Annotated in this window: 13 protein-coding genes, 1 pseudogene and 1 riboswitch; of the genes and pseudogenes, 4 read left to right on the top strand and 10 right to left on the bottom strand. The window is 73.0% G+C overall.

Features of this window, described 5'->3' with window-relative positions:
* From ribD to rpe, 3 genes are all read right to left on the bottom strand, one after another.
* Positions 1-1,062: a bifunctional diaminohydroxyphosphoribosylaminopyrimidine deaminase/5-amino-6-(5-phosphoribosylamino)uracil reductase RibD gene (gene ribD / locus O7605_RS00070; protein WP_269737332.1), complete on the bottom strand. Its 1,062-nt coding sequence runs from the start codon at positions 1,060-1,062 to the stop codon at positions 1-3.
* A 148-nt stretch (positions 1,063-1,210) separates the two neighbouring features.
* A riboswitch (FMN riboswitch) is annotated at positions 1,211-1,383 on the bottom strand.
* A 57-nt stretch (positions 1,384-1,440) separates the two neighbouring features.
* Positions 1,441-2,421, bottom strand: a complete 981-nt coding sequence (locus tag O7605_RS00065) for a response regulator (protein WP_269737331.1) — start codon at positions 2,419-2,421, stop codon at positions 1,441-1,443.
* A 1-nt stretch (position 2,422) separates the two neighbouring features.
* Positions 2,423-3,103, bottom strand: a complete 681-nt coding sequence (rpe, locus tag O7605_RS00060) for a ribulose-phosphate 3-epimerase (protein ID WP_269737330.1) — start codon at positions 3,101-3,103, stop codon at positions 2,423-2,425.
* Positions 3,104-3,349: 246 nt separating this feature from the next.
* Here rpe and O7605_RS00055 point away from each other — a divergent pair, with 246 nt between their 5' ends.
* Together O7605_RS00055 and O7605_RS00050 are read left to right on the top strand one after the other, a co-directional pair.
* Positions 3,350-4,237, top strand: a complete 888-nt coding sequence (locus tag O7605_RS00055; protein WP_269737329.1) for a septum formation family protein — start codon at positions 3,350-3,352, stop codon at positions 4,235-4,237.
* 86 nt (positions 4,238-4,323) lie between these two features.
* Complete coding sequence (locus O7605_RS00050) at positions 4,324-5,208, top strand: septum formation family protein (RefSeq protein ID WP_269737328.1); 885 nt, start codon at positions 4,324-4,326, stop codon at positions 5,206-5,208.
* 353 nt (positions 5,209-5,561) lie between these two features.
* On the opposite strand, the gene O7605_RS00045 is transcribed toward O7605_RS00050, so the two are convergent.
* Positions 5,562-5,756 carry a DUF397 domain-containing protein gene (locus O7605_RS00045; protein ID WP_269737327.1) on the bottom strand — a complete coding sequence of 65 codons (195 nt, stop codon included), beginning with the start codon at positions 5,754-5,756 and terminating at the stop codon, positions 5,562-5,564.
* Positions 5,744-6,490: a DUF5753 domain-containing protein gene (locus tag O7605_RS00040; RefSeq protein WP_269737326.1), complete on the bottom strand. Its 747-nt coding sequence runs from the start codon at positions 6,488-6,490 to the stop codon at positions 5,744-5,746. The genes O7605_RS00045 and O7605_RS00040 overlap by 13 nt, the downstream gene beginning before the upstream one ends.
* 270 nt (positions 6,491-6,760) lie before the next feature.
* Here O7605_RS00040 and O7605_RS00035 point away from each other — a divergent pair, with 270 nt between their 5' ends.
* Positions 6,761-7,018 carry a hypothetical protein gene (locus O7605_RS00035; protein ID WP_269737325.1) on the top strand — a complete coding sequence of 86 codons (258 nt, stop codon included), beginning with the start codon at positions 6,761-6,763 and terminating at the stop codon, positions 7,016-7,018.
* Positions 7,015-7,272 carry a flavin reductase gene (locus O7605_RS00030; protein WP_269737324.1) on the top strand — a complete coding sequence of 86 codons (258 nt, stop codon included), beginning with the start codon at positions 7,015-7,017 and terminating at the stop codon, positions 7,270-7,272. Before O7605_RS00035 ends, O7605_RS00030 begins: the two co-directional genes overlap by 4 nt.
* A 185-nt stretch (positions 7,273-7,457) precedes the next feature.
* On the opposite strand, the gene O7605_RS00025 is transcribed toward O7605_RS00030, so the two are convergent.
* From O7605_RS00025 to O7605_RS00005, 5 genes and pseudogenes are all read right to left on the bottom strand, one after another.
* Entirely contained in the window at positions 7,458-8,903 is a 1,446-nt protein-coding gene (locus O7605_RS00025; protein ID WP_443083848.1) for an RsmB/NOP family class I SAM-dependent RNA methyltransferase, read from the bottom strand.
* Entirely contained in the window at positions 8,858-9,784 is a 927-nt protein-coding gene (gene fmt, locus O7605_RS00020) for a methionyl-tRNA formyltransferase (protein ID WP_269737322.1), read from the bottom strand. The genes O7605_RS00025 and fmt overlap by 46 nt, the downstream gene beginning before the upstream one ends.
* Before the next feature lie 4 nt (positions 9,785-9,788).
* Positions 9,789-10,349, bottom strand: a complete 561-nt coding sequence (def, locus tag O7605_RS00015; protein ID WP_164445161.1) for a peptide deformylase — start codon at positions 10,347-10,349, stop codon at positions 9,789-9,791.
* Between the two features lie 43 nt (positions 10,350-10,392).
* A complete protein-coding gene (locus tag O7605_RS00010; protein ID WP_269737321.1) occupies positions 10,393-11,661 on the bottom strand; it encodes a cytochrome P450 in 1,269 nt (422 codons plus the stop codon).
* 73 nt (positions 11,662-11,734) lie between these two features.
* Positions 11,735-11,967: pseudogene (locus tag O7605_RS00005) on the bottom strand (AAA family ATPase); the annotation flags it as partial.

Here is an 11,967-nt window from a genome sequence, read left to right as displayed (position 1 = left end):
CTAGCCCTCCCTCTTCCGGGGCAGCGCGGTGATCCGCAGGTCGGGACCGACCTGCGTAACGTCGGTGAGTTCCAGGTCGATCGCCTCGGCGATGGTGCTCACACCCGCGTCGACGAGCGCGGCTGGCCCGGCGCCGAGCAGCCGGGGTGCGAGGTAGCCGACCACCCGGTCGACCAGGCCAGCGGCGAGGAACGCCCCGGCGAGCCGGGGGCCGCCCTCCAGCAGCACCGCCCGTATCCCCCGGGTGTGCAGGGCGGCGAGCAGCGCCGGCAGGTCCACCCCGCCGTCCGGGCCGGTGCCCACCTCGGCGGCGGTGGCCACCCAGGTGCGGGCGGCGCCGTCGCGGACCCGGGCGTCGTCCGGGGTACGCCCGGCCGAGTCGACCACCACGCGCAGCGGCTGCCGGATGGCCAGACTGCCGTCGCGCAGGTTGCGCACGGTGAGCCGGGGATCGTCGGCGAGGACCGTGCCGACGCCGACGACCACCGCGTCGACGGTGGCGCGCAGCGCGTGCACGTCCATCCGGGCAGCCTCGGAGGTGATCCACATGCTGGTGCCGTCGGCCGCCGCGGAACGACCGTCGAGGGTCGCCGCGTACTTCCAGATCACGTACGGCCAGCCTCGGCGCATGGCGGTCAGCCAGGCCACGTTGCCGGCCTCCGCCTCGGCCTCGCGGACGCCGACGTCGACCCGGATGCCGGCGGACTGCAACGTGGCCGCGCCGCCGGTGGCGACCGGGTTGGGATCCGGCACCGCGATGACGACCCGGGCCACCCCCGCCTGGACCAGCGCGGTGCTACAGGGGCTGGTGCGGCCGACGTGGTCGCAGGGTTCCAGGGTGACCACCGCCGTGCCACCCTTGGCCCGCTTGCCGGCCTGGGCCAGCGCGACGATCTCCGCGTGCGGTCCCCCGGCGTACGCGTGGAAGCCCTCGCCGACCACCTCACCGTCGGCGTCGAGCAGCACGCAGCCGACGACGGGATTGGGACTTGTGGTGCCGAGCCCGCGCGCCGCGAGTTCGATCGCCCGACGCATCGCCTCGTCCACGGAGACGCTCGCCATCGCCTGCCGTTGCCCTCTCGCTCGTACGCGCGGGCGGGGAGTTCGGCCAGGTGGCCACGGGCAGGCGGAGTCCGGGTACGGCACAGCCGCCCCGGTCGGGACGCGCGCACGCCGGAGCCCGGCGAGCCACACGGCCCCCTTCCGTCCCGCGCGCTGTCTCCCATCCGGACTGTCTGGGCGCGGACGAGCCGCCCCCAACCGTCGGCCCCGGATTCTCACCAGGTCCACCGGGCGGACGAACCGCTCCCGGGTCGCGGGCTTACCACGGTCGGACCGTGGATCACCGCCGGTTCGGAATTACACCGAGTCCCGCCAGCGCGTGGTGGGTACTGAGCAAAGTCTTACACGCCCGCCGGGGCGTCGGGGCACCCGGGCGAGCTACTTCACATGACGGTGACCGGGGTCGGCGACACCGCGACGACGGTCCACCGCCACGTACGAGCCGGGTTGGCTCTTGGCCACGGTCTTCATCTCGGAGGCGACCGTCATCGCCTCCAGCGGATCGGTGATGCGCTTGTCGGTGTCGGAGATCGCGACCCCGATGGAGAGGGTGACCAGCGCCGCCCGGCGGATGTTGCCGCGCCGGTCCTTCAACTCCACGTAACCGCGTTCCCGGTCGGTGGGATCGTAGAGGGCGTCCGCAGCCTTCTCGAAGTCCGCCGACACCCGCAGGGTGAGCGGCCGCACCTGCTCGGGCGTGCACACGAAGACGAAATCGTCGCCGCCGACGTGGCCGAGGAAGGCCGGCGGCAGGGCCACCGCGACCACCGCCCGGTGCAGGCTGCGGGCCAGCGCGGAGATGAAGCCGTCGCCCCGGACGAACCCGTACCGGTCGTTGACGCTCTTGAACCGGTCGATGTCGATGTAGCCGACGGCGTAGTCCGCGCCGCCACGGACCCGGTCAGCGATCTCCCGGCGGATCCGGCTGTTGCCCGGCAGGCCGGTCAGCGGGGAGACCTCCCGGAACTCCTTGTTGCGCCGCAGCGTGGAGCTGACCCGGGCGACCAACTCGGCGTTGTCGAAGGGCTTGACCAGGTAGTCGTCGGCGCCGGCGTTGAGCCCGTGAACCTTGTCCTGGGTCATTCCCTTAGCCGTCAACATGATCACCGGCAGGGCGGCGGTCATCGGGTCGGCGCGCAGACGTCGGGTCAGTTCCAGCCCGTCCACCCGGGGCATCATCAGGTCGACCACGGCCAGGTCCGGCCGCTGGCGTTCGATCAGCTCCAGTGCCTCCTGGCCGTCGGCGGCGAGGATCACGTCGAAGCCCTGCAGACGCAGGTTGAACTCGACGAAGCGGGCGATGTCCTCGTCGTCGTCGACGACGAGGATCACGTCCTTGCGATCGTCGGAGGTCTCCACGTCAGGCCCGGGTCGCCGCGCGCTCGGCCAGCCCGCGCAGCCGGCGTACCGCCTCGGCCGGGTCGTCGGCGCCGTAGACGGCGGTGCCGGCCACGAAGGCGTCGGCACCTGCCTCGGCCGCCTGTTCGATGGTGTCGGCGGCGATCCCGCCGTCGACCTCGATGCGCAGCTCCAGGTGGCCGGCGTCGACGTGCCGGCGCGCGGCGCGGACCTTGTCCAGCAACTGCGGGAGGAACCGCTGCCCGCCGAACCCGGCCTTGATGGTCATGACCAGCAGCGTGTCGAAGCTCGGCAGCAGGTCGAGGTACGGCTCGATCGGGGTGTCCCGGTCGATCGCCAGCCCCGCCTTGGCGCCCGCCGCCCGCAGGTCGCGGGCCAACGCCACCGGGTCGTCGCAGGCCTCGGCGTGGAAGGTGACGTTGTACGCCCCGGCGTCGGCGTAGCCAGGCGCCCAACGCCGCGGGTCGGTGATCATCAGGTGTACGTCGAAGGGCAGCTTGGTGGCGGCCCGCAGGCTCTGCACCACGGGCAGCCCGATGGTCAGGTTCGGCACGAAGTGGTTGTCCATGACGTCGACATGCAGCCAGTCCGCGGCGTCCTCGACGGCACGCACCTCTTCGGCGAGACGGGAGAAATCGGCGGCGAGGATGCTGGGCGCGACGATCGGCGGCGGTACGGTCACGGAGCCAGTGTACGAACGTGGCCAGCGGCCACGGCAGCGTGCCAGCAACCGGGACGCCTGGTGACCCGGAGGTGACCAATGGTGCAGAATGACCCCCTTCGAACCGGTGAAACGGAATGAAGCTCGGCTTCCACTGGCCAGACGACCCATTCGCGGCAACACTCCATCGGGGACGGTGACGGTATCGTGCAGGCCGGTGGGCGCGGGAGCCGGCAGCCGGGCGGCAGCTCCCGGAAAGGGCGGACGATGCGACGGTGGCTCGCGGCACTGGCGCTGGCCAGTGTGGCTGCGATGGTGCTCGGCGGCTGCGTGCGGCCGGGCGGAACCGACGGCGACCTCACCGACGACTGGCAGACACTGCGGGCACCCACGATGTTCGTCCCGGCCACCGACGCCTGCCTGCCCCGGATCACCTCGGTCGTGCAGGCGAGCACGTACGAGACCGTGGACTGCGCCCGCAACCACCTCGCCGAGACCATCCACGTCGGTACGTTCACCGACGACGACGCCGAGGGCGAGCGTCCGGAGCCGGGGTCGGCGGCGCTGCGTACCGCCCGGGCGGAGTGCGATCAGCGGGCCCGGCTGGTGCTCGGCGGTGACTGGCACACCGCCCGGTTGACGCTCAACATCGCCCTGCCGTCGGTGCCGGCCTGGAACGGCGGCGCCCGCTGGTTCCGGTGCGACCTGAGCGAGACCGACAGCATCGACAACACCCGGCCGGTCAACCGCACCGGCAGCCTGCGTGGCGCGCTGATCGGCGACTCACCGCTGGTGCATCGCTGCTTCGACCCGAAACTGATCGGCGACAGCCTGAACTACATGGCACCGGTGCTGTGCACCGAGCCGCACGGCGCGGAGTTCGTCGGTGTCTACGTCGAGCAGGACATGAGCTGGGAACAGTTCGTCGCCTCGGCCGGCCGGGCCCACAAACGGTGCATGGAGCTGATCGCCGCCTTCGCGGACGTGCCCAACAACGCCGACCTGCCCTACCGCGCCGGTTCCATCTTCTACCCGCCCTCGCAGCGGGAGTGGGAGGAGGGCGACCGGGGGGTGCGGTGCATCCTGTGGAGCGACGACCGCAAGCTCACCGGCTCGATGCGCGGCGTCGGCCCGCGGGGACTGCCCGTGACGTGAGCACGGCGCGCGAACGTCCCCGGCACCGTCCGATCCCGGTACCGTATGCTGCCGCTTCGACGGGCGGCAGCGGGAGGTCGGCGGGGATGCGGCGATGGTTGACCGGAGTCGCACTGGGTGCCGTGGTGGCGTTGGCGGCGACCGGCTGCACCAGACCGGCCGGCACCGACGGTGACCTGGTCGACGACTGGGCGTCGATGGCGGTGCCCGCGTCCTTCACTCCCGACTCCGGCACCTGCCACCGGCGACCGCAGGAGGTCGGTTACCTCAGCGCGTACGCCCCGGTGGACTGCGCCGAGCCGCACCAGGCCGAGACCCTGCACGTCGGTACCCTCACCGACGTGACCGGGAATCGGCCACCGGAGGTCGGCAGCGAGGGGATGCGCGTCGCGTTCGGCGAGTGCGACCGGCAGGTCCGTCGGATCATGGGCGGCGACTGGCGCGCTGCCCGGATCGGACTCACCGTCGTCCTGCCCTCGCCGCCGGCATGGGCCGGCGGCGCCCGCTGGTTCCGCTGCGACGTCCACGAGCTACGCGGGCTCGACACCCCGGTGCCGGTTCGGCGCACAGCCAGCCTGACCGGCGTGTTGGACAAGGCGTCACCGCTGCGGCACGGCTGCTTCAATGCCCGCACCGAGGGCGACGAGGTGATCGAGATGGTCGCCGTCGAGTGCACCGCGCGGCACCGGGCCGAGTTCGTCGGTCTGTGGCAGGCGCCGGAGAGCACTTGGTCGGAGTTCCTGGAGAACCCGGCGCGCGCCCATCGTGGTTGCCGCGGCGCCATCGCCCGCTATGCGAAGGTGCCGGACGACGGCAACCTCCAGTTCCGGGTCGGCACCATCTTCTACCACCCCGCCGAGGGCGAGTGGCGCAGCGGCAACCGGTCGGTGAAGTGTTTCCTCTGGATGAGCGACCGCACCCTGACCCGCTCGGTGAAGGGCGCCGGCACCCGCGCCCTCCCGATCACCTGAGCCCCCCGGCCACACCCCTCGGGCCCCGGCCCTCGGCCGTGGCGGCAGAGCCGCGACCCTGACACAGCCTCAGCCCCTCGTCCCCACCGACAGCCCACCCACGGCACAACACCCCCACCCCTCACCCCGCACAGCAGCCCGCCCCGCACGCCGATGCCGTCACCGCGGCGGGTGCCGCGCGCAATCTTGGAAAGTTTCCGTTAGGCGCTAACGGAAACTGTCCAAGGTCTTGGCGGATCGTTGGGATTTCGGAATGTGGGAGGTGACCGGGCGGTGGTGGGTCTTGCGGCTCGGTTTGGTCACGGTGGAGCGCCCGCCCCCCGGTGGGGACGGGCGCCTGTGGACGGGTCGGGTCAGGGCTGCTCGGCGAGTCGGGCGACAAACGCCTGCCAGGCCGCCGGTGCGAAGGCCAGGGCCGGACCGGTCCGGTCCTTCGAGTCGCGGACACCGACGACGCCGGGAAGGTTGTCGGCGACCTCGACGCAGTCGCCGCCGTTCGAGCTGCTGCGGGTGCTGGTGCGCCACACGGCGCCGGTCAGGTCAGCCATGATCGTGCCTCAAGGAAGTCGATGGTCTGGCGGCGCGGCAGCGCCACCGAGCGCAGCGTATCCCAAATGGACCAGAGCGCGGCGGTGTCGTCGGTCAGCCGGCCGGCGGCCTGGTCGTCCAGGTACGCGACGTCGCCGTCCTCGGTCGTCGCGATGACGAACGGCCCCGCCTGCCCCGGGTGCAGGCCGGCGTCCAGCGGCAGCACGTGCAGCAGGATGTTGGGCCGCCGCGCCAGGTTGACCAGGTGGTCCAGTTGCGGGTGCATGATGTCCGGGGCGCCGCGGCGGAGGGCGAACTCGTCGATGACCGCGACGAAGAGCGGCGGTTTGCGCCGTTCCAGGACCGACGCCTGCCGGCGCATCCGGGTCTCGACGTAGCCGGCCACCTCGTCGGGGGCGAGCAGCCCGCTGCTGAGCACCGCCGAGGCGTACTCGGGCGTCTGCAACAGCCCCGGGATGACCGCCACCTGGAAGGACCGTAACGCGGTCGCCTGGAGTTCGGTCTCCACCCAGGGGCGCAGCCAGGCCGGCTCGCGCCGCTTCAAGACGTCCGGCCAGATGTCCTCGATGTCGCGCCCCAGCGCCGCAGCCGCCGCCGCGCGGTGCCGGGGATGCGGCACCCGTCCCGGGGCGACCCACCGCGAAACCGTCTTGGGATCCACGCCGACCTGTTCGGCGAGACTCTCGGCGGTCTCGCCCGCGTCCACCATGGCTGCTCGCAGCGCCTGATTCATGCCCGCCTCCCGCATGACGTCCTTGACGTCTATAGAACCTATGCCTACGCCCTGTAGTCGTCCACATTCGGTGGGCAATTGTCTTGATGGGCGGCGCGCGCGGGCCTGGGACGGCAATCCCGCTCGCCGGGTCGCCGGGGGTCGCCCCTGGGCGAGCAGACCGGGGCGGCCCTCTCCAACCACTACGGAGGAGAAGTCCCATGTCCCTGCGAGAGCCGGCGCGTGGCTGGTGACCCGGCGGGAGGGCGACATACCCGGGTCCGCCCCGGCGTGTACCTGCTGACCCGGGCAGCATCCCCGCAGTTCCACACACCGATCCTGGTCCGGGTGATCCGGCACCTGGACCGCACGACGTACGACGGGTGGGCCTGGGTCGACGTCTACCAGCTCGACCGGCACGGGGACGCGACGCAGCGACGAGCGCTGTTTCTGCGACCGGCGGGGATGCGGCCGGTCAACGTCCCGCCCGTCCCGTACGCCGAGCGTCGCTCCCGGCCCCGCTGCGCCGCCGCGAGCGCGACCGGATGAACGGCCGGATCGAGGAGCACGTCCCGTCCCGCCCGACGTGGCGGTGCCGGGCCTGCGGGATCGCCTGGCCCTGCTCGCCGGCGAAGCTGAATCTGCTCGCCACCTACCGGGAGGACAAGCCGGCGCTCATGGTGCACCTGGTGGAGTTGCGCGAAGAGGCCGCCGAGCAGCTTGCCGGGCTAGCGCCCGGTGAACAGCTCCCGGATCTGCACCGACGGTTCACGGACTGGGTACCCGTCCGGTCCGCCGAATAGCCACCCGCCCCGGTCGCTGCGGCTCTTCCCCCGACCGCCGCGCCGGGGCGGGTCCGGGCGGCCGGTCCGCAGCACGCCACAAGCGGATCCCGGCGGCGAGGTCCGCAGCACGCCAGGAAACACGACGGTGCCGGTCAGCCGACCAGGCACGCCACGAACGGATCCCGGGCGGTACCGGGGCCGCATCAGGTGCGGCGGAGCAGGGCGAGGAACATCGCGTCGGTGCCGTGCCGGTGCGGCCACAACTGCACCGTCGGCCCGTCGCCCAGGCCCGGCATTCCGGCCGGCAGCACCGTGCGGGCGTCAACGAAGTCGACCGGCACTCCGCTGCGGCGGGCCGCCTCGGTCACCGTCACGTGCGTCTCCACCGTGTGCGGTGAACAGGTCACGTAGGCCACCACCCCACCCGGCCGGGCCGCCCGCAACCCGGCGGCGAGCAACTCGCGCTGCAACCGGGTCAGGGCGGACAGGTCGGACGGCTGCCGCCGCCAGCGCGACTCGGGGCGGCGGCGCAGCGAGCCCAGCCCGGTGCACGGCGCGTCGACGAGCACCCGGTCGAAGTGTTCCTCCGGCAGTTTCGGCTCGGTGCCCACCAGCCGGCCGTCGGTGTTCAGCACGGTCACCGGCAGCCCTCGGGTGGCACCGGCGACCAGCCGGGCCCGGTGCTCGGCCACCTCCACGGCGGTCAGCCGCGCGTCGCGCTGCGCCGCCAGGGCACCGAGCAGACCCGACTTGCCGCCCGGACCGGCGCACAGGTCGAGCCACCGGCCGTCCGGCCCGTCCACCGGTGCCAGCGCGAGCGCGTTCGCGACCAGTTGGGAACCCTCGTCCTGGACGTGGGCCCGGCCGTCGGCCACCGCCGCCAGCTCGCCCGGGGCGCCACCGGCGAGGTAGACCGCGTACGGCGAGAAGGCACCGGGCGCGCCGCCCACCTCGTCGGCGAGGTCGACCGGGTCGGCCAGGCCGGGTCGGGCAGCCAGGTGCACCGGCGGGCGCTCGTTGTCCTCGATCAGCAGGCGGGTGGTCTCGCCGAGGTCACCGCCGAGCGCCTCGCTGAACGCCCGCACGATCCATTGTGGATGGCTGTAGGCCAGCGCGAGGTGACCGATCGGGTCGCTCTCGACCGCCGGCGCCAGTCTTGTCACCCACGCGTCGAGGTCGTGGGTGGCGACCTCGCGCAGCACCGCGTTGGCGAAACCGGTTGCGCCCTGGCCGACGGCCCGGACCAGGTCGACGGTGGAGGAGACCGCCGCGTGCGCCGGCACCCGGGTGTGCAGCAGCTGGTACGCGCCGATGCGCAGCGCGTCACGGACCGGCGGGTCGATCCGCTGCACGTCCCGCCCGGCCGCATCGGTCAGGATCGCGTCGAGCGTGCCGAGGTGGCGCAGGGTGCCGTAGGTCAGTTCGGTGGCGAAGGCGGCGTCCCGGCCGACAAGTCCCGCGTCGGTCAGGATCGCCGGCAGCACCAGATTGGCGTACGCGTCGTCGCGGTGCACCGCCGCGACCGCCTCGTACGCCGCGTACCGTGGCCGGTCGACCAGCGGCCGCCCCCGACGCTCTCCGCTGCGGCGGGCGGCGGTCTCCCTCACGCGAACTCCTCCCCGGCACCGACCCGGGCACCGCGCGCCCAGTCGGTCGCCGGCATGGCCCGCTTGCCGGCCGCGCGCACCTCGCCGAGACGCACCGGGACGGTGGCCGTGCCGGCCAGCACCCGTGCCTTCTCCACGAGCAGCTCACCGGGCTTCAGGTCGGGCGCGTCCGGTGCCGGGGTGACCGGGCCGAGCTTCACCCGCTCGTCCCGGAAGGTCGTCCACGGCCCGGGAGCCGGGGTGCAGGCGCGGATGCGCCGGTCCACCGCGAAGGCCGGATCGGCCCAGCGCACCCGGGCGTCCTCCACGGTCAGCTTCGGGGCCAGCGAGACGCCGTCGGCCGGCTGCGGCTCGGCCCTGGCGGTGCCGTCCTCCAGCGCGTCCAGCACCGCGACCAGCAGCCCGGCCCCGCTGTGCGCCAGGCGCTCCAACAGGTCACCGGAGGTGTCCCCGGGCCGGATCTCGTCGGTGAGCGTGCCGTAGACCGGGCCGGTGTCCAGCCCCTCCTCCAGCTGGAAGACGCTGGCCCCGGTCAGCTCGTCGCCGTGCAGCACCGCGTGCTGCACGGGTGCGGCTCCCCGCCACGCCGGCAGCAGCGAGAAGTGCAGGTTCACCCAGCCGTGCCGGGGGATCTCCAGCGCGACCGGCGGCACCAGCGCGCCGTAGGCGACCACCGGAACGCAGTCCGGCGCCAACTCCCGCAGCCGGTCCAGGAACTCCGGCTCACGCGGACGCGCCGGCGTCAGCACCTCCACACCGCGCTCGTCGGCCCAGGCGCCGACCGGGGAGCGGACCAGCCCCCGACCACGCCCGGCGGGCGCGTCCGGCCGGGTCACCACGGCGACCAACTCGTGCCGGGAGTCGGCCACGGCGGCCAGGGCCGGAACGGCGACGGCCGGCGTACCAGCGAAGATCACCCGCATCCGGTCACCGCCCCAGACCGAAGGGGCTGCCGGCGGCGTGCGGGCTCAGCTTGACCGTCGGCGGGGCGGCGGCGTCGTACCACTCGGCCTGACGGATCGCCTTCATCGCCTCCTTACGACCGGCCGGATCCAATCGGTCGAGGAAGAGCACCCCGTCGAGGTGGTCGGTCTCGTGCTGCACGCAGCGGGCCATCAACCCGGTGCCGACGATCTGCATCGGGTCGCCGTAGCCGTTGAAGCCCTTGGCGATCACGTTCTGCCGGCGCTTGGTGTCGAAGTAGAGCCCGGGAATGGACAGGCACCCCTCCGGGCCGTCCTGCTCCTCCTCGTCGGGGAACTCCAGCACCGGGTTCACCAGGTGGCCGAGCACGTCGTCGACGTCGAAGGTGAACACCCGCAGGCCCACACCCAGTTGCGGCGCGGCGAGACCGGCGCCGCCCTGCTCACGCATGGTGTCGGTGAGGTCCTCGACGAGCTTGCGCAGCTCGACGTCGAAGTCGACCACCGGATCGGCCGGCGTGCGCAGCACCGGATCCCCGAACAGACGGATGGGCTGGACGGTCACGCGGGTTGGCTCCTTCACGGCGGGACGGTAGTGCCGTACCAGTCTACGGACTGCCGATGACCGTGCCGGCCGGCGCACCACCAACCGTGGCGGGCAGTGGTTCACCCACGGTGACCGGCAGGTGATCGTACCCGCGCAGGGTCAGCCGGATCCGTCGCCGGGGCTGCCCGGCCGACGCCAGTTCGGGCAGCCGGCGCAGCAGCGCCGGGAAGGCGACCTGCGCCTCCAGTCGGGCCAGCCCCGCTCCCAGGCAGTAGTGCGGCCCGGCACCGAAGGAGAGCGGATTCAGTTGCGCCCGCCACGGGTCGAACCGCTCGGGCCGGGGATACCGCCGGGGGTCCCGGTTGGCCGCCCCGAGCAGCAGCAGGAGCCAACTGCCGGCGGGCACCTCGACCCCGCCGAGCCGAACGGCTTCGCCGCTGGTCCGGGTGGTCAGTTGCACCGGTGAGTCGAAGCGGAGCAGTTCGTCCACGTACGCCGGGGCGTGCTGCGGATGCTGACGCAGCACGTCAGCGGCCCCGGGGTGGGCCAGCAGTACCGCCAGCCCGTTGCCGAGCAGGTTGGTGGTGGTCTCGAAGCCCGCGACGAGCAGGATCACCAGGTTCGCCAGCAGTTCCTCGCCGGAAAGCCGGTCACCGGCGTCGTGCGCCTGCACCAGGGCGGTGGTCAAGTCGTCGGCGGGGTGCCGACGACGGGCGGCCACCAGCTCGGTGAAGTAGTCCCGAAGCTCGGTGGCGCCCGCATCGGCCACGGCCAGCTCCGCCGGAGTGATCTCGGGCTCCAGGACGCCGGTCAGGTCGGCCGTCCACCGCCGGAACAGCGGACGGTCGGCGGCAGGTACTCCGAGCAGTTCGCAGATCACCCCGACCGGCAGCGGGTAGGCGAACTCGGCCATGAAGTCGACCGGAACGCCGCCCCGGCCGTTCGCCGCCATCGCGTCGATCAGCTCGTCGGTCTGCGCCGCGACCACCTCGCGCATGGTGCCGATCCGGCGCGGGGTGAAGGCTCCGGCGGCGAGCCGGCGCATCCGGCTGTGGTCGGGCGGGTTGGTCCGCAGCATCGAACGGGCGATCGAGGACACGGCCGGGCTGTCACGCCAGTCCGACAGGAGGCCGTCCCGCAGATGCTCATCGAGCACCCGGATCCGGGCATCGCGCAGGAGTTCGTCGGCCTCTGCGTAGCCGGTGACCACGAACACGCCCGGATCGGCCTGCACGATCGGCCCATGGGCGCGTAGCCACTCATACGCCGGGTACGGGTGGACCCGCCCTTCGGGCGACATCAGCCAGGCAAGCGCCGCAGCGAGTTCCATCCGGCCTCCTCGGTGTGTCCCGGAGGCTCCATGATGCCGGGGCGATGCCATCGCGGCCGGCACCCGACGTGGGTCAGCCGGCGGGGCTCTCGCCGGCGAGCACCGCGTCGCCGGCGAGCAGGGCGTGCTCGGGCAGCGGCAGGTGCAGGTCGTGGGCCGCCTCCCAGTCGTGGATCAGGCTGGGCCGGGCCTGCGCGACGAAGTAGTCGACCGCGCTCACCCCACCGACCACCGGTTCCTCGACCTCGGCGACCAGCCGGCCCGCCACCAGCCGGGAGCCGCTGCGCAGTGCGGCGCTGAGTCGGC

The sequence above is a fragment of the Verrucosispora sp. WMMA2121 genome, from assembly GCF_027460185.1.
Lineage (GTDB): Bacteria > Actinomycetota > Actinomycetes > Mycobacteriales > Micromonosporaceae > Micromonospora > Micromonospora palythoicola.
Note: the sequence above shows the minus strand (reverse complement) of the source record. Positions and strands in the feature narration are given on the sequence as shown.